Genomic DNA, 22,362 nt, shown 5'->3' on the forward strand with positions numbered 1-22,362 from the left:
AAAATTCAACCCAAACGATGATTGTTATTTCTTTGATTGGTGTGGCAATTTCTTTTATTTTCTTCTTTATTTTGTATGTTTTAGAGCTTTTTTACTTCAAAAGTATATTGAAATTGCTGTTTTTTAGCTGTTCTTCTATTATTTTAAGTATTTCGGTCGTGAGGATCGTTTATTTTAAAATTATTGTTTAAAATAGAAAAATGCAGAAGTAATACTCCTGCCTAAATACACAAAAAAAATGGTTGGTTATATTTTTGTTATGAAATTGTTCTAGTTAATACCTACCGCGATAATATTATTTTCTCCCCAGGCACTACCTCCAAATTTATTCGCCTTTGTTCCAGCGGGTATATTAGTGCTGGTTGCAACTCTTGCTCTGTAGTAATATGTTTTTGGGGATGAAGATTTGTTTTCGATAACCATAGCTCCGGTTAGCATATTATAAACACCTTGGCTAGGCATAACAGCACCGCTCGCGTACCAAGATCCCTTTATATCAGGTGAATGGGTATTGCTGGTTGGTGACTCTGTAAATGTGGTTTGTAACCAAGCGTATCCGTTACTAGGGATTACAGAAGATGTCCCTATAACCATATACACCAATAACAATATACTTACTATTTGCGGGAAGTGTTAGTGTTGTTCCTGTATCTACTCCATTTGTATTACCTGAAGAAACGTCTAGTGTAACACCAGCTCCTAATGTAGGTATGATAGTAGGTAAAGCTGTATTATCCTGTACCCAAGAAGCATTTCCACTATCGTCAGATTTTAAAACTTTTCCGACGCCTTGTGTACCGTCTACTAATCTGAAGGCTGGGCTTGTTGCTGAGTTTACATGTAATTTTGTTGTAGGAGATGTGTTTCCAATCCCAACATTACCTGACGCGTTTACGACAAAGTCATTGGCTGTTTGAGTGGTTGTTGGAGAAGCTGTGTTATCTTTCGCTCCGTCTACGTGAAATATTCCAAGGGGATTACTTGTATTGATGCCAACTTGAGCGCTAAGGGTTATTGTAAGCAAAAGGCTGCTTATTAGAAATAATTTTTTTTTCATCTTTTTAATTTTTAGAATGGTGTGTCACCTGTTGTTTGTGTTGCAAATGTATGCCCAAATTTGAAAAAATAGCAAACCTGATTATATATCATTGTTTTAATGTATTGATAATTAATTCATTATGTGTTTTAATGGTATGCTGATGGTAGGGTGTTGTACAGGATTTTATTGAATTTTTAAAGGTTTTGATAGTGAAAATTCAATTATTTTACTTAAAATGTTATGATTTATTAACAAAATAGTATACAATTGGTATGCTTTGATTTTCGATTTAGATTAAAAAAAGCATGCATTAGCTAAAATGTAAATATTTAATTATTGTTTTTTATGATTTGTGTTAAAAAACAAGTTTAAACTTTAGGCTTTTTTTAAAATTAAGATAAATTATGAGTGTGTTGTTGCCAAATATTTTTTTAATTCATAAAATATAGTAGAGTCTCAATTTGTACATTCCTGAATGAATAAGTAATTTTGAAAAATTTTAAATTTGAAACCTACAATTTCCATCATCGTTGCCATTTTTAACCGAAAAGATGAACTTTTCGAACTGTTGAATTCTCTTACTGCCCAAACAGATAAAGAATTTGAGGTCATTATCGTTGACGATGGATCTTTATTAGACCTGAAACCGACAGTTTCGAAGTTTGATACGGTTCTGAATATCAATTATGTTAAAAAAGAGAATTCCGGACCCGGGTTGTCACGTAATTACGGTGCGAAACTCGCTGGAAACGAGTGGCTTGTGTTTGTGGATAGTGATGTGATTGTAGAGAAAGATTATGTGGAGAATATTAAAAATGATATTCTTGCCATTTCGTGTGATGCTTTTGGAGGTGCTGATAAGGCGCATAAAGGGTTTAATTTGATGCAAAAAGCAATTTCCTATTCCATGACCTCTGTTTTTACAACAGGCGGAATCAGAGGGAATAAAAAAGCAGTCTCAAAATTTCAGCCCCGAAGTTTCAATATGGGTGTGAAAAAAGAAGTTTTTGAAAAAGTAGGCGGTTTTTCTGAAATGAGAATAGGGGAGGATCCGGATCTTTCCATGACGCTTTGGGAAAACGGATTTACAACTGCATTTTTTGATACTATTGCGGTGTATCATAAACGAAGAGTGGATTTTGGTAAATTTTCAAAACAGGTATATCAGTTTGGCTGCGCAAGACCAATTTTAAATCAGAGACATCCGGATTACGTGAAAATTTCATTTGCTTTCCCTACATTATTTATGTTAGGTTATATTATGGGATTTTTAGAGTACTTTATCATGGGAAGAGGAGTTATCCTTTCCTTCTACGGATTGTATACTTTTATGGTTCTCTTACACGCCTTAGTAGTCACTAAAAATATCAGCATTGCTGCAATGGCAGTGATTTCAACCTATATTCAAATGTTCTCTTACGGATATGGTTTCTTAAAATCCTGGTTTTTATTGAATGTTGTAAGAATGAAACCTGAAGATGCTTTCCCAAAACATTTTCATAAAAATTAAAAAAATAAAAGCTGTCGAAAATCAACAGCTTTTATAACAATAAAATTAGAATATGGTGAGGGTTTCATGGTTAAGAACGCCTACTTTCAGCATGCATTCTTTCATCTTTTCGTATGTTCGTTCGATGTCGTGATCCAATCCTATTGAGAATCTGATCAACCCATCGGAAATGCCCATCGTCGCGCGTTCTTCTTCCGGAATTTCAGATGAAGTTGAGCTTCCTGAGCAAGAGAATAAAGTTTTGTAGAATCCTAAACTTACCGCTAAATAACCCAGGTTTTCCTGCTGCATGAGTTCCATCAGTTCATTGGCTTTATCGGTAGTTCCGGCATCCAAAGTTAATAATCCTCCAAATCCGTACTCTTCATGCATCATACCTTTCATTAATTCATGATTTTTGTGGGATTTTAATCCGGGATAAGAAACTTTTAAGCCATCATTCTCAAATTTTTCAGCTAAAAACATCGCATTGTGACTGTGTTGTTTTATTCTGATGTGAAGCGTTCGTAAATTTTTTAGAATACTTGCCGATCTGAAACTATCCATTGTTGGACCCAAAAGCATACAAGCTCCTGTGTTTACATTTTTAGTATCATTAATAAATTCCTGACTTGCGCAATAAACACCACCTACGGTGTCGCTGCTTCCGTTGATGAATTTCGTTAAAGAATGAATCACAATATCGGCTCCCAGCAAAGTAGGAGAAATAGAAAGTGGCGAGAAAGTATTGTCTACAATCAGTTTTAAGTTGTACTTTTTACAGATTTCAGATAACTTTCTCAGATTAGCAACCTCCAAAAGCGGATTGCTTACACTTTCACAATATATAATTTTTGTGTTCACCTGTATTGAATTTTCGATAGCTTCAAAATTGTTGATGTCAACAAAAGTGGTTTCAATTTGATATCCGGGAAGAAAATTTTTCAAAAAGGCATAGGTTCCGCCGTAAATCGTTCTGCTCGAAATAATGTGGTCTCCGCTTTTACAAACCTGCATCAACACGGAAGTAATGGCTCCCATTCCTGATGCGGTAACGTTGGCAGCTTCTGTATTTTCCATCTTGGCTAAAGCTTGGGAAAGATAAAGATTCATCGGGGATGAGTGCCGTGAATATAAGTAACAACCCTCCGCGTTGCCCTCAAATGTATCGAACATGGTCTTTGCTGAAAGAAAAGTGTACGTTGAACTGTCTGAAATGGAGGGGTTGACTCCCCCAAATTCACCAAAATACTGCAAATCCTGAATTTCATTGGCTGCATTAAAATCTTCCATGATATTTTTTGTTTTAAAAATGAAATTAATTCTTATTAAACACAATGAAAAATTAAATATTTAGAATTTAAATCTAGTAAATTACCTTTATGTAGAAAAAAAGTTTATTATATTTGGTTTTATTAAACTTTTACCAAAAAATGATCTATGAACCTTGACAAAACTGATAAAAAACTGCTCCTTTTTTTACAGGAAGATTCCAAACAAACGACCAAAGAGCTCTCTTACAAGCTTGGTCTTTCAGTAACCGCTGTTTATGAGCGTATCCGGAAACTTGAAAATACAGGAGTGATTTCCAAATATGTTGTGTTGTTGGATAAAAATAAAATAGAGAAAAATTTTGTGGTTTTATGCCACGTCAAACTTAGTCAGCATAAAAAAGAATATGTGTTGCGGTTTGAAAGGGAGGTTATAGATCTGCAGGAGGTGACCGAGTGTTTCCATGTAAGCGGCGACTATGATTATATTCTTAAAATATGTGTAAAAGACATGGCAGATTACCGAAATTTTATGCTGACAAAACTCACAACTTTACAGCATGTTGTAAGCACCCATAGCTCGTTTATGATCTATGAGGTGAAAAATACAACATCCATTTCTTTATAGATTAAATTAGACGAGAACTCCATTTTTAGAGGGTATAGCTTCCGGAATTTCGGTTTCACCTGCCATCTGAAGCAAATCTATTTCAATGGTGCGGCAAATGGAAAGCATAGGTACGTCGAACATTAATCCCGCAAACGGATTTTCTGAATAATCACCAACCAGCTCCATAATGATATAGATCCATCCTATGATGATACAGAATGGAATAGACGTCCAGATTCCCCAATCACCTAATTTTTCAAATTCATTCACCAAACCCAACGGGAGCAACATGATGAACAGAACATTGAAAATAAAGGCGGTACTGGCAAACTGTCTAGGGGAAGGAAACTTTTTAATTCTCTCTGCCTGCCCCTGGAAACCGTAAAATTCATTAAGGGCGGTCTGTAGTTGCATTTGATTGAAATCGGTAATGGAATCAATGTTTTTAAGATCATTAATGTCCTTGGCCTGTTGGGAAATAAGATAGGTTGCAAAATTCTTATAATGGGACTTCAGCTGTACTTCCTCTTCGGAAAGATATTTATTTAAAAATAAAGAAGTTCTGCTGTAATCAGGAAAACCCGCCTTGATTAATCGGTTTCTTCTTTGATTAATCGTGTGCTGGTGTTCTTCTTCCGCGCTGATATGTTCCCATTCCGTCGGAATCAGCAGTTGCTCGCGGAACGCGTACAGCCAAGCAATATGACGGTAAACAATCTTCTTCTTTCTGTCTTCAAGATCAAATGTTCCTATGTTTTCATTGTGTGTATTAAAAGCATAGATCATAGAGGCAAAAGACCGGCTTGAATTTACAATTCCACCCCAGATTTTTCTGGCTTCCCAGAGCCTGTCATAGGCCTGATTGTTTTTAAAACCGACAAGAAAGGCTTCGGCAGTACCAATTAAAGCTACAGGAACCCAAGGGATGGTCATCCATTGCCAGTGAAAGAAGTGAAATAAAATAACGATCAGGGTACACCATAACGAGATCCAGATTAAATGAACTCCGGATAAGTTAAGAACCTGTCTGTAATTGAAGTATTTTGTTGTGATCATAATTTGTGTAACTATTAGGGGAAAACATCATAGGTTAGCAAAATAAATACCAATTATTTGCGGCTATTAAATGTACGTGTAATTTCATAAAAAAAATAATCAAACCTATTAAAAATTAAGGGTTGATTATTTTAAGGTTATTATTGATAAAATATATTTCTAGATCATAATTTATCTTTTCATTGTATATTTAGGTATTTGTAGTCTTCGCCGGATGAAACTGATTGGAAGTATAGTAAAGATCTCTGAAATCATAATCCGTATCGTAGGATTTTTTTTCAGTCTGCAGTTGAGCTTCAGTGTCAAAATATTCATAGCTAAAATGTCTTCTTTTTGCACGTCTCTTACTGCAATGACAGTACAAATGATCGTGTTGAGCATGCTCGGTAAGACTCATTATTTTTACTTCTGTATTTTCCAGTTTCAGCGCTTTTTCAAAAGTCTCCGGATCAAGGGTAAACCAGGGTTCGCCATGATAAAAAAAATGATCTGTAATATCATCATGGTCTCTGTATTTTTCTTCAGCGGGAGTTGCAGAATGATAGCCCTTACATTCTGTGCAGAATGCTACTTTGATTTTTATCGACATAATATTATGATTTAAAAGTGTGCTTAGTGTATATCAGAAGTTATGCCACAATGATCTTTTATCACCTTATTTTTGGATTTTTAAAGATCGGGTTCCTAATGACAGTTTCTGTAAAATGCTGTTTTTATGAAAAATAAAAATGGGATCATCTGAAAAAAAAAATCAGAATAGAAAATTTCCTATTCTGATTAAATTATATTTGAACCTATCGATTTTGATTCGTTGTATGTTTTGTCTTGAATTAATAGTTCAGCATTTCTTCAATTTTGGCACTCAGTTTTTCTGCGTTTGGAAGCATTTCCTTTTCCAAAACCAAGTTGATCGGGACAGCGGGAGTGTCTAAAGACCCCATGGTTTCAACCGGAGCGTCTAAATATTGAAAGCAATTTCTAGAAATACGGTGTGCAAAAGCTTCTGCGAAGGAATTGTTAAGCTGCTCTTCTGTTAAAACAATACATTTTCCGTGTGCTTTTACTCTTTCGAAAACCAATGCTTCATCCAACGGAATTAATGTTCTCAGATCAATGACCTCAATTCTCCCGTTAAATTTTTTTGCTGCTTCTTTAGCCCAATATACACCCATTCCGTAAGTAACAACCAATAGTGTTCTGCCTTTTTCGGTCTCATTTTGATCTGCTTCAATAATCACTTTTCCTTTTCCGAAAGGTAAAATGTAGTTTTCTGCCGGTTCAATGGTTTTTGCATCTTCGGTTCCCGGAACCTTACTCCAGTAAAGACCTTTGTGCTCCAGCATAACTACTGGATTCGGATCGTAATAAGCAGCTTTCAGTAAGCCTTTGAAATCTGCGGCATTGCTTGGGTAAGCAATTTTTATTCCTTTAATATTCGCCAAAATACTTTCCACACTCCCGCTGTGGTAAGGTCCACCCCCTCCGTAAGCTCCAATCGGAACACGGATAATATTACTCACAGGGAATTTTCCCTGACTTAAATAATTTGATTTCGAAATCTCGGTAATCAGCTGATTGATGCCCGGATAAATATAGTCGGCAAACTGAACTTCAACAATAGGTTTTAACCCCACGGCGCTCATTCCTGCTGTGGAACCAATAATATAAGCTTCCTGAATCGCTGTATTGAAAACCCTTTTGCTTCCGAATTTTTTACCTAATGTTACTGTTTCACGGAATACACCTCCAATTCGTTCTCCGACATCCTGTCCGTATAATAGGGCTTCGGGATGCTTCCACATCAGTTCCTGAATCGCATGAATGGCAGCGTCCACCATCACGATTTTTTCTCCGCCTTCAGGCTCACGGTCTCCGGTTTCTTCTGTAATTGGAGTGGCCGCAAAAACGTGATTCATGACCGTTTCAGGTTTAGGGTCCTCCGCATTTTGGGCTCTTTCGAAGGCTTCTTCGGCTTCAAGTCTCGCTTTTTTGGTAATCTGCTTTAGCAACTCTTCATCAGCACCGGTTTCAAGTAATTGTTTTCTGAGGATTTCCCCCGGATCTTTCGCTCTGTGTTTATTTAAATCTTCCTCATCTCTGTAGAACTCTCTTCTTACTCCCGAAGTGTGATGACCGATGAGAACCGTTTTCGCACAAACCACTAAAGGTTTTCTTTCGGATCTAACAAAGTCAAAAGCCTTTTTCATTGCTTCGTAGCTTTCGGTAAAATCAGTTCCGTCTACTCTCATTCTGCCTAATCCGGTAAATCCGGCAACAAAATCATAAGCGTCACAAGTTCTGGCTTCTTCTTTGGTTACAGAGATTCCCCATTCATTGTCCTGAACAAGAAAAATAATGGGAAGCTGATGGAGAGCGGCGAATTGTAAGGCTTCACTCACTTCACCTTCAGTGACTGAATTATCTCCTAAACTACAAACAACGACCGGGTTGTTTTCAAATTGCTGTAATTCAAAATCCTGAATGTATTTGATTCCCTGTGCAACTCCTGTTGTAGGAATGGTTTGCATTCCTGTTGCAGAACTCTGGTGAATGATCTTTGGTTTATTTTCATCCCTGCTTGAAGGGTGGGAATAATACGACCTGCCTCCAGAAAAAGGATCTTCGGCTTTTGCCAGTAACTGCAGCATTAATTGATAAGGCTCGAAACCCATTCCCAAAAGAATACTTTCATCTCTGTAATATGGGGAAATCCAGTCTTCCTTTTTTAATTGGTAAGCGGTAGCCAGCTGTATCGCCTCATGACCTCGTGACGTGCTATGAACATATTTACAAACATTTCTGTTTTCTTCATAAATATCTGCCATCGCTTTGGCAAGCATCATGTGATTATAAGCCTTTATTAATAGATCCTGAGAAACTTTTTCGTGCAGTGTATTTTCCATAGAAGACAAATATACATAAAAAAACAAAACACTAACGAGTGTTAGTGTTTTGTGTTGATTCATTTATTAATCAAGCATTTAAACTTATTCCTTGATTACTTTTTTAGTGATCACATTATTCCCGGATTTCACCTCGATGATATAGATTCCTTTAACGTAAGTTGATAAATCTACGCTGGTATCACCATTAATTACTCCGCTCTGTAATTTTTTACCTGTTAAATCATACACATTAAATGTAGATTTTGCAGGTGCTTTTAATACTTTTACAAGATCTTTGGTAATGGTTGGAGCTACAATAATACCGCTATCTTTTACCGTTTCACCCGTTGCCAAAACCTCCTGAGTATAGCCTGTCGCAATAATTGAATAGTTTTGAGGGGCATTGGCCCCAGAACTATTTTTCAAAGTACCTTTGTTGCTAATTTCAATTCTGTATGATCTTCCTGCTACCGGTGTATCTATGACAACCTGCTCAATATTATCTACTGTATTGTCGCCTTTTGTAGCGGCAGCAGTAGGGTTAAGTGGATTAAGCTTCCATGGTTGGTAAACAACGTTAGTTTCCGTGTCAACTATTCTTAAATCTAAGTCATTTATTAATCTGGATGATCTGTTATTGTAAACATCATCATAGGTTAGGTTGTCTGGAATTACATATGCCGGATCAATCCAGGAAATAGTAACTTTTAATGGTTCTGTTCCGGAAGCGATTAAGGTTTTTTGGTTTGAGGTTCCACTTGTCAAAGTTTCATCATTAAATAAGATTGTATTATTCGATTTTCCAACCAAAAGCTCTGCCCCTTTTTTAGCGTTGATAAACCCCCAGCCGTACCATGCATCAGGACCTACAGTTCCTGCCTCTGAAGCTGAATGCGCCATCAATGTCTTAGCTGCAGCAGCGTTCATATCTGCGTTATTAAACATTGATTTGTATATTTGCATCCAGAGTCCGATAATACCTGTTACCTGCGGTGCTGACATAGAAGTTCCGCTGTCAATTTGCCAGTCTGTACTTCCTATAGTGTCTTCTTCGGTTGATGCCATCCAGATATCTGTACCTGGAGCCGAGATATCCGGTTTAATACCTCCATCGTCTCTTGGACCTGCGCTACTGTAACCAGATCTTACAACATCCGTTGAAGCTGTATATCTGTGACTATTGGTTGTGATGATATTTGTTGCACCTACAACAATAATGTTTTTAGCTAAAGAACCAGGTCCGATACAATCTCCACCATTACCACAGTTTGTTGTAGGAAGGACATCTGTTGTAGTAAATTGAACTAGGGCTCCATTTTCATTTTGGTAATATTTAGGGAAATTTTCAGTGCCAGGATAAGTAGGGCCAAAACCAAAATAATTACCTGCAGATTTTACAATAACATTCGTTGGATTACTGTATACAATATTATCATAGTTTTGATCATTCGGGAAATAAGTACCTTGAAAATCAAAAGATTCACTCGGTTCTGTAGCAGTAGCAGGATAATAGTCTCCATTCCAAACCCAAGCATTTTCTCCAGATACAGTAGCTACATCCCATCCTGCATTATTTCCGTAAGAGTGATTAGATATTTTTGGCTGAGCTATAAGGATTTTTTGATATACATTGCTAACAGCTGTATTTCCTGGTAATATTGTGTTGGCAAATCGATAAGAATCCATTGTGGAATTTAATGCAATTCCCATTGCATTTCCACTAATAGTTGTTCCTCCACCTGTCGCGGTTAAAGGGGATGATTTGGCCCCTATAATACTTGCAACACCGGTAGCATGTCCGCTGTAAACATTGGTTGCTGTCTCTTTATTTGAAATCCTGCCTGAAGTATTATTAAATGCTTCGTGTGCAGCATAAATTCTTCCTCCGTCAAATATGGTATAAAGTATTCCTTCTCCGTTGAAAGCTCCAGTTAGTCCACTAACTCCGCCTGCTGTTGTTAAGGCATCTACATTATTATTTGAGATCTGATTCTGGTCATCCGCTTTGTAGAAATAAGGCTTATTGCGGAAAAAGCCGGCAAGATTTTCTCTTTTTTCTGCGATCTCTTTTAATACTTCCGGAGATCTGTTGCTTCCGTAATGCTTTGCAACATAGGAATCAAACTTCTTACTGTTTTCAGTGTTTTGTTTTTCAAACTCTCTCTTTAACGCATCATTATTTTGTGCACTTAATAGCGTAATGGCTAAAGTGCTAACCAAAAGTAAACATTTCTTCATGATATATAAATAATTTAAAATAAAATTCACGTCAAATATATGTAAAGAAAATAATTTATAATGTATTAAACTGTTAAAATAATCTAAAAGAGGAAATTTAATTCTTGATCTTCTGTTAAAAATAGAAAATTGTAAATGATGTTAAAAAAAGTAGTTAAATTATGAAGTTGGAAAAAGTGAATTATCACTGTAGCAGATATACAGATTAATATAAAAAATTAAGTAACTTTACATTCTCTTTTTTAATAAAAGCTAGAAAAAATACATGTATTTAGTTTTTGACACAGAAACCACGGGTTTACCAAAGAATTTCAATGCTCCGCTTTCAGACTCAGACAACTGGCCAAGAATGGTTCAGATTGCATGGCAATTGCATGATGATGATGGAACTTTAATTGAAAATCAGGATTATATTATAAAACCGGAAGGATACGATATTCCTTTCAATGCTGCGAGAATTCACGGGATTACAACGAAGATTGCGAATGAAGAAGGTCGCGATCTTGAGGAAATTTTACATGAATTTGCTAAAGTTCTAGATAGAGTAAGGGTTGTTTCCGGTCACAATGTTGAGTTTGATTACAATATCGTCGGTGCCGAATTTTACAGAAAAAATATCACAGACAATCTTCAGGAAAAGCCAAGAGCCGATACAATGATTCTGGGAACAGATTACTGTAAGCTTGGTGGTGGAAGAGGAGGTAGGTACAAGTCTCCGAAATTGGAAGAGTTGTACGAAAAATTATACGGTCATAAGTTTGATGAAGCTCATAACGCGGCGGCGGACGTAAATGCAACGGCTCAGGTTTTTTTCGAAATGATGAGAATCGGTATTATTCCTGCGGAAGTTCTAAAAACTTCGGAAGATCAGCTGGCGTACTTTAAAACGCTTCATCCGGATCCGATAAAGCCTTTCAATATTGTTATCAGAAGGCAGGTTGCAGATTTCAATAATAAGAAAAAGCAAGCCGATGTTGGAAGTATTGATGATATTGATCTTGGAAGATATTTCAATTTTGATAATAAAAGTGTTTTTTCAACTTTAACGGCAACTTCAAGCATTAATGATTTAATTAAAAAAGCTTCAGACGATAATTTTCCAGCTGTCGGAATGGTAGATTTGGGAAATATGATGGGAGCTTTCAAATTTGTTTCTGCAGTTGAAGGGGCGAACGGAGATCGTGCCAAAAAACATAAAGAATATTTAGCAAAAAAGCAGGAAGCGGAAGAAAACGGAGAAAAATTTAATGAAGAAGAACCCGTTTCAGATCCATTAATTCCTGTTGTTGGTTGTGAATTTTATATTTCAGATCGATACGAACAAAAACAGTTTACCAAAGATGATCCGGACAGAAGAACGCAGGTTGTTTTGTTGGCTAAAGATTTTGAAGGCTATAAAAATTTAGCAAAACTTTCAAGTATTGGTTTTCTGAAAGGCTTTTACTTTGGAGTTCCAAGGATCAGCCGTGAGGTGATTGCAGAATATAAAGAGGGTTTAATTGCTTTGACGTCAGGGATTCATGGAGATATTCCCGATGCGATTTTAAATACGGGTGAGCAAAAAGGGGAGGAACTTTTCAAATGGTGGAAAGATACTTTTGAAGATGATTTTTATGTTCAGATTCAAAATCATAAGCTACCGGAAGAAGAGCATTTAAATGATGTTTTGTTGCATTTTGCAGATAAATATAATGTGAAAATTTTAGCACAAAATCAAACTTTTTATACAAGTAAAGATGATTCAAATATTCAGGATATTGTAAGCTGTATCAAAGACGGTGAGAAGCTGACAACCCCTGTAGGAAAAGGCTTTGGAAAGAGAAGGGGATTGGCAACGGGAGAATATTACATTAAAAATTCTCACGAAATTAAAGAAGCATTTTTGGCGTATCCAGATGCATTTGATGCGTATGAAGAATTTACTGCAAAGTTTAAACCTTATACTTTAAAGAGAGACGTTTTACTTCCAAAATTTGATATTCCAGAGGAATTTATTCACGCTGAAGATGAAGTTGATGGAGGAAAACGAGGTGAAATGGCTTACTTAACTCATTTGACTTACGAAGGTGCCAAAAAAAGATATGAAGCCACAGGAATTACTCCCGAAATTAAAGAACGTCTTGATTTTGAACTGGAAGTTGTTGCCAATACAGGTTATCCTGGCTATTTCTTGATTGTACAGGATTTCTGTAATGAGGCACGGAAAATGGGAGTTTGGGTTGGTCCGGGTCGTGGTTCTGCAGCGGGTTCTGCAGTTGCGTATTGCACGGGAATTACCAATGTTGACCCTATTAAATATGATCTCCTTTTTGAGAGATTTCTTAATCCGGAAAGGATTTCCATGCCCGATATTGATATTGACTTCGATGATGAAGGTCGAGATAAGATTATCAAATGGGTGGTTGAGAAATACGGAAAAACTCAGGTGGCACAGATTATTACGTACTCGGTTTTGGGTGGAAAATCTGCGATTAAAGATGCCGGAAGGGTATTGGATCTTCCCATTCCTGATACAAATAATATTGCCAAGCTGATTCCTCCAAGTCCAGGGATGAATATCGCGAAAGCTTTAGCAAAATATGATAAATTAAAACCGGAAGAACAGATGCTTGTTGATGAGATGAGATACGTTCTTAACAGTCCTGATGATGCCCGTCACGGTGTTTTGGCAAGTGCTAAAAAAATGGAAGGCTGTATCCGAAATACCGGTATTCACGCCTGTGGGGTCATCATTACGCCTGAAGATGTGAGTAATCTGGTTCCGGTGACAATTGCTGCGAAAGATGCTGATATTCTGGTTTCTCAGTTTGATAACTCGGTGGCGGAAAGTGCAGGATTGCTGAAAATGGACTTCTTGGGTCTTAGAACGCTGACGATTATCAAGGATGCTTTAAAATTGGTTAAAGCACGTTATGGTTTAGATATCGATCCGGATTTAATTCCTCTTGATGATACCAAAACGTATCAGCTGTTTAAGGAAGGAAGGACGGTTGGGATTTTCCAGTATGAAAGTCCGGGGATGCAAAAGTACATGAGAGAACTGAAACCGACGGTTTTTGCCGATCTTATTGCAATGAATGCTCTTTACCGTCCGGGTCCGATTAAGTATATTCCAAATTTCATTAACAGGAAGCACGGAATTGAAGAAATTGTCTATGACTTACCGGAAACCGAGGAGTATTTAAAGGAAACCTACGGAATTACCGTTTATCAGGAGCAGGTAATGCTGTTGTCTCAGAAATTGGCCAATTTTACGAAAGGTGAAGCTGATACGTTGAGAAAAGCGATGGGTAAAAAACAGATTGAAGTTCTGAATAAAATGTACCCGAAATTTATAGAAGGCGGAAGAAAAAACAATCTTGATGAAGGTCCTTTAGAAAAAATCTGGAATGACTGGAAAGCGTTTGCAGAATATGCTTTCAACAAGTCTCACTCTACTTGTTATGCTTTTATTGCGTATCAAACCGCTTATTTAAAGGCGAATTATCCTGCCGAATATATGGCGAGTGTGATGAGTAATAACATTAACAATACGGAATCGATCACCATGTTCATGGAAGATTGTAAAAGTATGGGGGTTGATGTTTTGGGTCCTGACGTAAATGAATCTCAGTATAAATTCTCTGTAAACGAAAAGGGGCAGATTCGTTTTGGTTTAGGGGCGATTAAAGGGATTGGTGAGGGACCGAGTGAGGCGATTACAAGAGAAAGAGCTGCGAATGGCAGATTTAAAAATATTTATGATTTCTTTGAAAGAATTCTGCCTTCTCAGATGAATAAAAGAGTGGCGGAAAGTTTGGTTTTAGCCGGAGGTTTCGATGAGCTCGATTCCTTCCATCGGGGTCAGTATTTCGATATTGATATGGCGGGAAGAACAAATCTGGAAAGATTAATTCGATATGGCCAGAGCTTTCAGGAAAGTAAAAACGAGATGGAATTTTCGCTTTTTGCTGACTTTGCTGATGAAGTGCAGATTGAGCAACCTAAGTTGCTGCCTTGCCCGGAATGGCCAAATATGCATAAGCTGAATAAAGAAAAGGAAACCATTGGATTTTATCTCTCGGCGCATCCGTTGGATGAGTTTAAATATCAGTTTCAGTTCATAGCGGGTAATCTTTCTAAAAAGGCAGTGCTGGAAAAGGAGGAAGAAGGGAAAAATGTATTGGATGAAGCACCTGTTTTAGAGCAGGATGCCATAGATGAAACAGCAGACTTAACAGAAATTGTTTCTGATGATGTAATTGCGGGTGAAGGAGAGGGAGTGATTGAGGAGATCACAAAAAAAGCAGAGCCTAAAGGGAATTTTCTGTTTTTAAATCTGGATGAAGTGGATGCTTATAAGGAACTGGCATTCGCGAATAAACAGGAAGAGCTATTTGAAGAAAAAAAGAAGGACTGGAAAACGCTTCAGAAAGAAAGAGAAAATGGTGGCGGTGGAAAAGAATATACAGTTGCCGGTTTGATTACGGAATATGTTGTGAAAGATGGTTTCAGAAGTGGTGAAAAAGTGGCTTTCGTAACACTGGAAGATTATTCTGGATCTTATTCTTTCCGGTTAGGAGATCGGGACTATATGAAATTGAAGGAAAAACTTGAAGTACAGCGATTCGTTATTTTTAAGATCAAATTTGCTCAGGTAAAAGACGGGCGTGTTTTTGTAAATGTAAATGATGTAATTGAGCTTCAGGAGGCTTTTGAACGATATGCCAAAAGTATTTCTTTAGTCATGGATGTTATGGATTTCAGGCCTGAGGATCTGGCCTTTTTCAAAAGTATTCTTCAGCAAAATCAAGGAAATCAGAAACTTAAATTTTTTATCAAGAATATTGAGGACGATACACAGCTTGAAGTTCAGTCGATGAAACATTCAGTGAACCTCAGCGGAGAGCTTATAAAAAATATTCAATTGTTAAATAAATATGAATTTTATTTGAATTAAATAACTTTATTTTTCAATATTAACAAAAAGACGATAATTTTTATCGTCTTTTTTAATTGTCATATTTATGTGATTTAATATGCTGGGATGGAGAATTTTCAAAAATTTATTTAATTTTATAAAATGTATTCATAAAATACATACATTTGATTTGAATTTTAAATTTTATACAATGAAGAAAATTTTACTTCTTTTACTTTTTCCGATCCTAGGTTATAGTCAATGGACGGAAGACTTTGATTCGGGATCCACACTGCCTGCGGGCTGGGCGGTTATTGATGGGGATGGTGGAAATTCCTGGGGCATAGAGGATTTATTTGGAGATGCGCAGTCGGGCGATAATGCGGCTGCTATTTTTTATGATTACAATGCTCATGATGATTATTTGGTAACAAAAGCAATTAATGTGCAGGCCGGAATTAGTGATAAGATTTCATTTTATGTGAAATCAGATAGTGATTATTATCTGGAAGATTACGAGGTGCTCCTGTCTACAACGACCCAGGATCAGTCTGCTTTTACAACAGTTCTTCAGGCGAATTCAAAAGCTCCTAATTTCTGGTTGAAAAAAACATTTGACTTATCGGCTTATGTCGGGCAAACGGTTTATGTGGCAGTGCATGCAACGGATACCAATCAGTATATACTGTATGCAGATTCTTTTGTAGTAGAAGGGGTCGCGTCCATTGCGCCGGCATGTGCGGTTCCTTCGTCTCCTTTGAATGGAGCTGTTGGAGTGAATATAGAAGGCATATTAAGTTGGGATGCTGTTGCGGAGGCAGATGGCTACAAGCTAAAAGTGGGTACTACCAGTGGAGGTACAGATATTTTGGATAATGAAGATGTTGGCGATTTGACAACTTACGATATTCCGGGAACTTTGAATTTAAGTACGGTATATTATGTGACAGTTATTCCGTATAATACGGCAGGTAGTGCCACAGGCTGTACAGAAATTTCTTTTACAACAATGGATCCTCCGGCTAATGATGATTGTTCGGGTGCAGTGACGCTTACGGTAGGAGGTGATTTTGCACAAAATGCTGTTACAGGGACCACCCTTGGGGCGTCAGATGCTTCAGGTTTAGGGGCTTCATGTCTGTTTGATCCTGCTGAAGCTACTAATAATGTCTGGTTTAAAGTTGAGGTTCCGGCTTCCGGAAACATTACCATTGAAACAGATGAGGTGTCAGGGTCTGATCTGGGAGATACGGTGATGTCGGTATTTGAAGACTGCTCGTCAACGAATTCTATAGCTTGTAACGATGATGATGGAAATGGTAATTTCTCAAAGATTGAATTATCAGGCCAGGTTCCAGGGACCATTCTTTATATAAGTGTTTGGAAATATTATAGCAATACGGATGGCGAATTCAGTATTTCTGCTTATGACAGCTCCCTCCTGGCAGCTTCGGAAGTTTCTGCCGTAAAAAAGAATCTGGTTAAGGTTTATCCTAATCCTTTCGTGGATACGCTTACAATTTCAGATGTTTCCAATGTAAAATCCGTTGCAGTGTATGAAGCCACAGGAAGATTGGTTAAGGTCTTTGACCGGCCTTCTTCATCGCTTGGTTTAGGTGATTTGAAGCAGGGATTATACATGGTTTCATTGGAACTGAAAGATGGCTCTAAACAAACAGTAAAGGTGATTAAGAAATAGTTTCAGTAATGTTTTGCGAAATAAGCAGTGGGTTTTAATCCACTGCTTTTTTTTTACTTTGGTCCCCTCTTTTTTTACTATGAGGAGATAGGGAAGTGACGTATTTTCTTATGTGGGTTTTTCGGAGATTCTTGGTTGGTTGATTTAGTTAATATTTGACGCATTTTACAGACAATTCCTGAATTGGCTTCATTGAAAATAAAATTAGATAAAAACCGTAAACGACATGAACTTTAATATGGAGGTGGTTTTGATATTTTTGGGTGGGGCTAACTTTCTGTTCACCCCTCCATTTATTTCTAATATCCTGTTTGGTGGGAAATTTTCTGATCCTGAATTTCCGCTGAATACACGAAAACTATGTGTTCTGAATTCTATTTGTTTTGTTGATTAAAATTATTTTATTTGTATTTTTGTTTAAAATTTATGTTAAATAATTGTTATATTATTAAATATTTAGCATAAATAGTTTTTTATAATTAATATTTTTCATTGATTTAATTAAAATAATTTAATTTTTACTGTATGAATAGAATTTTACTGGCCTTTATGCTGGCGTTTGGGATCCCTGCAGCGGCTCAGCTACAACTGGGAAGCGGAACTTCAATGTCTCCTGTCTCTACACCGGCTCCCTGGAGTAATTATTATCAATTTTCCTATACTCAGCAAATCATAAAAAAATCTGAGCTGAATACAAGTGCAGGTAATATAACAGGGCTGAGGTTTTATCTGGCACCTTCAAAAACATTATTGAATGCGGATCAGGTTGTGGTATATATGGGGCATACCTCAAACAATGAATTTGCCTCTACCTCCTCGTGGGTACCAATTTCTGCATTAACTCAGATGTTTTCGGGGGTAGTTACCAATAACGGTGGTGTCGTTGAGATCAATTTTACAACACCGTTCGCGTATAATAATGCGGACAACCTGATTATAGCAATTGATGAAAATAAAAGTGGCTATGATAATGTAGGAAGCTCATCAAGTGAATATTTCTATAAATATGATACCGGTTCAAATACCACTCTTTCGTATAGAAATGATTCAACAAATCCTGATCCTGCCAGCCCACCTACAACAGGCAGTGCATCTCATCTCAGCAGAAGTCAGGCCAGATCCGTTATGCAGATTCTGGGTCTCACACCTTCCGTGGTACCGGCTTGCAGTACGGTTACAGAGCCGGCTGCTTCGGCAGTTAATGTGCCTGTAACTCCTACTTTTACATGGGCAGCGGCATCAGGGGCAACATCCTATGCGCTGAGCCTTGGGACTTCACCAGGGGGTAGGGAAATCATGAATAATGTAAATGTCGGACTCGTGACGGGGTATACTGTACCTGCAGTATCTCCATTGGCTTATTTTACCGATTATTACTTTACCGTTTCAGCGGTTAATCAAGCGGGGACCGCAACAGGATGTACTGAAACTGTGTTCAAAACGATAAATATTCCCTGCCCATCGGTTTCTGCTCCTTCATCGTCTGCCGCGGGGGTTGGTCTTTCGCCAACATTCTCCTGGTCAGCATCTCCCGCAGCCACAGGATATAGAATTTCCATAGGCACGACAGCAGGAGGTACTGATGTTTTAGATAATGTGGATGTGGGAAATGTCACTTCTTACACCCTGAACAGTATTTTGAATTATGGTACAAAGTATTACTACACCATTAATTCTTATAACGCGACACTGTCTTCTTCCGGATGTACAGAGAGAAGTTTTACAACCGTGACACTATGTCCGCAACTTACTGCCCCTTTATCTGCTTCCAATAATGTGTCGATTACACCTACATTCGGTTGGACGCCCGTACAGGGGGCGACAGGCTATACACTTTCTGTTGGTACTGTGCCAGGGGGAGTAGATGTTCTTAATAATGTGAATGTAGGCAATGTTACCGGTTATACCCTGCCGGTACCTTTAGCATTCAGTACAAAATATTATTTTACAGTCAGTGGCCATAATGCAACTCAATCTTCGTCAGGGTGCTCAGAGAGATCATTCACGACCCAGGGGCCATGTCCCTTCATTACCTATCCTGCTGATGGGGCAAACCTTCAGCCTGTACAACCCGTTATCAAATGGAATGCAATCGCTACGGCTTCCTATTATACCCTTACGGTCGGAACGACGGCGGGAGCCTCTGATATTATGAATAATGTAAATGTGGGAAATAGTACGTCTTATACATTCCCGACTCCTTTGTCATTAGGGGTAAAGTACTATTATAAAGTAAATTCAAATACATCTGTTGCCTGTACAGAGCGGACATTTAGGGTGAATTCTGCTGCTGCCCCGGCAAATGATGATTGTTCAGGAGCTCTGGAAGCCACTTCTTTTCCTTACCATTATTCTCAGACAAACGGAGCGGGCTCTACCAATGGGGCGGGGTTTGTTACGGCTTGCAGCACAGGCTCTAATGATGGACTGTGGTTTAAATTTTTAGGCGACGGAACTTCTGTTACGGTAAAGGCAACCAGCACTTCTGCGTGGGATCATAAAGTTTCCGTATACTCGGGGACTTGCGGTTCCCTTACTTGCGTAGGGACTGCGGATGAGGGATCGGGTTCTGTCGGAACAGTGGAGGCGTATACTTTTAATTCTGTACCGGGAGCTCCATATTTTGTTAACGTTGCGTATTTTAGTGAGTCAACGGATGGCAGCGAAGGAAATTTTGATTTGAGTATTAGCTCGATGGGAGTACTGGAAACAGTGGATCTTCCGAGAGCGAAAACAAAAGAGATTACCCTGTACCCGATTCCTTTTAAAGATGAACTGAATATTACTGAGGCAGCTTATATAAGATCTGTAGCGGTGATCGATGGGGCAGGTAGAGTGGTTAAAATCGTTAAAAACCCTTCCCAAATACTCCGTTTGGGAGACCTGAAGCAAGGGGGATATCTCATTCAGATTGACCTTAAAGACGGGACACGGCAAACTATTAAGGCTATTAAGAAGTAACACATCTTAATTTCTTGTAAATCTGAGTTTGATTAAAAGTAATGATTTAAAATATTGATTTTATAGTTGTTAATTTCCGTTTCAATAATTTTGGTTTTCAGTCTGTTAATTAAGTTTGTAATCAATTTTGGCTAAAGCCGCTAGGAGTCTCATTTTTTTCTTAGACGGGATGAAGCCTGTCTCTGCTTATCTAGTAGAATATTTTATTGATCGAATTCAGGTTATAAAAAATTGTGGCTCAGTTTTTTTAGTCGCTTTTCTACCGATGAGTGATGCTGGTTTGTTAAAATCTTAAATAAATAATTAGAAATTGTAGAAAATTAATAAGGTGGCTTTTGAAAGCCGCCTTTTTTAATGAAATTAATAATTTTCGTACGAAAAAAAAGAAGAATGAATGGATGAGGGCACTGAAAAAGTAAACTTCATTAAAAAAAATAAGCAAAACTTTAAAAGTTTTGGTTATTTTTTTATCTTCAATGTAAATTTCAATAGCAAAGCAAATGTTAATACAGCAAGAAAAACTTCCGTTGAGTGCCTATTCCGGTTTGTATGATTTAATTGTACCGAAGGAAAACCTTCTTAGAAAAATTAATGAGCTGATTGATTTTTCTTTCATCTATGATGAGCTTTTGAGCAAATACTGCTTAAACAATGGTCGCAATGCTGAAAGTCCGGTACGGATGTTTAAATACCTGCTTTTAAAAAGTATTTATACAGTTTCTGATGTAGATGTGGTAGAGCGTTCCCGGTATGATATGTCCTTTAAATATTTCTTGGATATGACTCCGGAAGAAGATGTAATCAATCCCAGTTCCCTTACAAAATTCAGAAAACTGCGTTTGAAAGATAGTGATCTTTTAAGCTTGCTCATTGGTAAAACCGTGAGTATTGCGATTGAAAAAGGCATCATCAAATCCAGATCCATCATTGTAGATGCCACTCACACCTTGTCGATGAGCAATCCTTTTTCAACGATAGAAGTATTGCGGGAGCGCTCAAAACTGCTTCGCAAGACCGTTTATCAGTTTGATGAAGAATTTAAAACTAAAATGCCCTCAAAAAATATTGAAAATGATTTAAACAAAGAATTGGATTATTGCAGAGAACTCGAAAAACGCATTGAAAACGAAGCTTCTATCAGGGAGATTCCTGCTGTAAAGGAGAAGCTGAATCTTTTGAAGGAAACAGTGAGAGACACCGGGGAGCAGATGGTTTTTTCAAAAGATGCCGACGCTAAAACGGGTCACAAATCGGCTGACAGTTCTTTTTTCGGATACAAAACGCACTTGGCGATGAGCGAAGAGCGGATTATTACGGCGGCCGTGGTAACTTCGGGAGAAAAAGGCGACGGCCCGGAACTGCCAAAATTACTGCAGATGAGCCAGGACAACGGGATGGAGGTAGATGCCATCATTGGTGACGCTGCTTACAGCGGAAAAGAAAATCTGAAAATTGCGGGCGAACAAAATATTAAAATAGTAGCCAGACTTAATCCTTCCATCACCCAGGGTTTTCGAAAAGATGAAGACCGTTTTGATTACAATAAAGATGCCGACCGTTTTGTGTGTCCTGCAGGGCATTTGGCGATTCGCAAAGCTCGTGGCGGGAAGAAACACGTAGGCGGAAATCAAGTGGATACCTATTATTTTGATATTGAAAAATGCAAGGTTTGCCCATTAAAAGAAGGATGTTATAAAGAAGGAGCAAAATCTAAAACTTATTCGGTTTCCATAAAATCAGACTTACATAAGGAGCAAATGATTTTTCAGGAAAGCGATTATTACAAAGAAAAATCGAAACACCGCTATAAAATCGAAGCCAAAAACAGCGAGCTTAAAAACGTACACGGCTACGACAGGGCGATTGCAAATGGTATTGAAAATATGCAAATGCAGGGTGCAATGGCTATTTTCACTGTCAATTTGAAGAGAATCCTGAAATTAATATAGAGAAATCGATCTATACTCCGTCTTTTATAAACATCGCAGGCGTGGCGCAATATCAATCCCGTTAAACCTCAAAAATTTGATACTGAAAAAAAGAAAAAAAGCTTATTACGAAGGTTTAATTTTCGTAATAAACTCTTAATTCTAAATCCAAATCAATTGGTAATTCTATATGAACGGGGTTTTTCAGTGCCCTCGATCAACAGTCACCTCTATTTTTTTTATTTACCCACAGGAACTGGTTGTATTTCTCCGGTGCTCATCATAT

At 37.6% G+C, this 22,362-nt stretch carries 13 protein-coding genes; 6 read left to right on the forward strand and 7 right to left on the reverse strand.

What is annotated here, in order from left to right; genetic code table 11:
* Positions 1-270 precede the first annotated feature (270 nt).
* Positions 271-594, reverse strand: coding sequence for a hypothetical protein (locus VUJ46_RS22335; protein WP_326982857.1), 324 nt, complete (start codon positions 592-594; stop codon positions 271-273).
* Positions 563-1,057 (reverse strand): hypothetical protein, encoded by a 495-nt coding sequence (locus VUJ46_RS22340; protein ID WP_326982858.1) that lies wholly within the window; start codon positions 1,055-1,057, stop codon positions 563-565. The genes VUJ46_RS22335 and VUJ46_RS22340 overlap by 32 nt, the downstream gene beginning before the upstream one ends.
* A gap of 487 nt (positions 1,058-1,544) precedes the next feature.
* Between VUJ46_RS22340 and VUJ46_RS22345 the strand changes: the two genes are divergently transcribed.
* Entirely contained in the window at positions 1,545-2,549 is a 1,005-nt protein-coding gene (locus tag VUJ46_RS22345) for a glycosyltransferase (RefSeq protein ID WP_326982859.1), read from the forward strand.
* A gap of 45 nt (positions 2,550-2,594) precedes the next feature.
* On the opposite strand, the gene VUJ46_RS22350 is transcribed toward VUJ46_RS22345, so the two are convergent.
* Positions 2,595-3,821 carry an aminotransferase class I/II-fold pyridoxal phosphate-dependent enzyme gene (locus VUJ46_RS22350; protein WP_326982860.1) on the reverse strand — a complete coding sequence of 409 codons (1,227 nt, stop codon included), beginning with the start codon at positions 3,819-3,821 and terminating at the stop codon, positions 2,595-2,597.
* Between the two features lie 147 nt (positions 3,822-3,968).
* On the opposite strand from VUJ46_RS22350, the gene VUJ46_RS22355 reads away from it, so the two are divergent.
* A complete protein-coding gene (locus VUJ46_RS22355) occupies positions 3,969-4,427 on the forward strand; it encodes an Lrp/AsnC family transcriptional regulator (protein WP_326982861.1) in 459 nt (152 codons plus the stop codon).
* A gap of 6 nt (positions 4,428-4,433) precedes the next feature.
* Here VUJ46_RS22355 and VUJ46_RS22360 read toward each other — a convergent pair whose 3' ends face one another.
* The 4 genes from VUJ46_RS22360 to VUJ46_RS22375 all read right to left on the reverse strand — a co-directional run bounded on the left by VUJ46_RS22360 (position 4,434) and on the right by VUJ46_RS22375 (position 10,588).
* Positions 4,434-5,465 carry a bestrophin family protein gene (locus VUJ46_RS22360; protein ID WP_326982862.1) on the reverse strand — a complete coding sequence of 344 codons (1,032 nt, stop codon included), beginning with the start codon at positions 5,463-5,465 and terminating at the stop codon, positions 4,434-4,436.
* Positions 5,466-5,655: 190 nt separating this feature from the next.
* Complete coding sequence (locus tag VUJ46_RS22365) at positions 5,656-6,054, reverse strand: hypothetical protein (protein ID WP_326982863.1); 399 nt, start codon at positions 6,052-6,054, stop codon at positions 5,656-5,658.
* 241 nt (positions 6,055-6,295) lie between these two features.
* Positions 6,296-8,368 carry an alpha-ketoacid dehydrogenase subunit alpha/beta gene (locus tag VUJ46_RS22370; RefSeq protein ID WP_326982864.1) on the reverse strand — a complete coding sequence of 691 codons (2,073 nt, stop codon included), beginning with the start codon at positions 8,366-8,368 and terminating at the stop codon, positions 6,296-6,298.
* An 84-nt stretch (positions 8,369-8,452) separates the two neighbouring features.
* Complete coding sequence (locus VUJ46_RS22375) at positions 8,453-10,588, reverse strand: S8 family peptidase (protein ID WP_326982865.1); 2,136 nt, start codon at positions 10,586-10,588, stop codon at positions 8,453-8,455.
* Between the two features lie 265 nt (positions 10,589-10,853).
* Between VUJ46_RS22375 and dnaE the strand changes: the two genes are divergently transcribed.
* The 4 genes from dnaE to VUJ46_RS22395 all read left to right on the forward strand — a co-directional run bounded on the left by dnaE (position 10,854) and on the right by VUJ46_RS22395 (position 22,097).
* Positions 10,854-15,527, forward strand: coding sequence for a DNA polymerase III subunit alpha (gene dnaE, locus VUJ46_RS22380; protein WP_326982866.1), 4,674 nt, complete (start codon positions 10,854-10,856; stop codon positions 15,525-15,527).
* 172 nt (positions 15,528-15,699) lie between these two features.
* Positions 15,700-17,187 (forward strand): T9SS-dependent choice-of-anchor J family protein, encoded by a 1,488-nt coding sequence (locus VUJ46_RS22385; protein WP_326982867.1) that lies wholly within the window; start codon positions 15,700-15,702, stop codon positions 17,185-17,187.
* A gap of 525 nt (positions 17,188-17,712) precedes the next feature.
* A complete protein-coding gene (locus VUJ46_RS22390) occupies positions 17,713-20,148 on the forward strand; it encodes a hypothetical protein (protein WP_326982868.1) in 2,436 nt (811 codons plus the stop codon).
* A gap of 500 nt (positions 20,149-20,648) precedes the next feature.
* Entirely contained in the window at positions 20,649-22,097 is a 1,449-nt protein-coding gene (locus VUJ46_RS22395) for an IS1182 family transposase (protein ID WP_326980898.1), read from the forward strand.
* The last annotated feature ends 265 nt before the right edge of the window (positions 22,098-22,362 follow it).

The organism is Chryseobacterium sp. MYb264 (assembly GCF_035974275.1).
Lineage (GTDB): Bacteria > Bacteroidota > Bacteroidia > Flavobacteriales > Weeksellaceae > Chryseobacterium.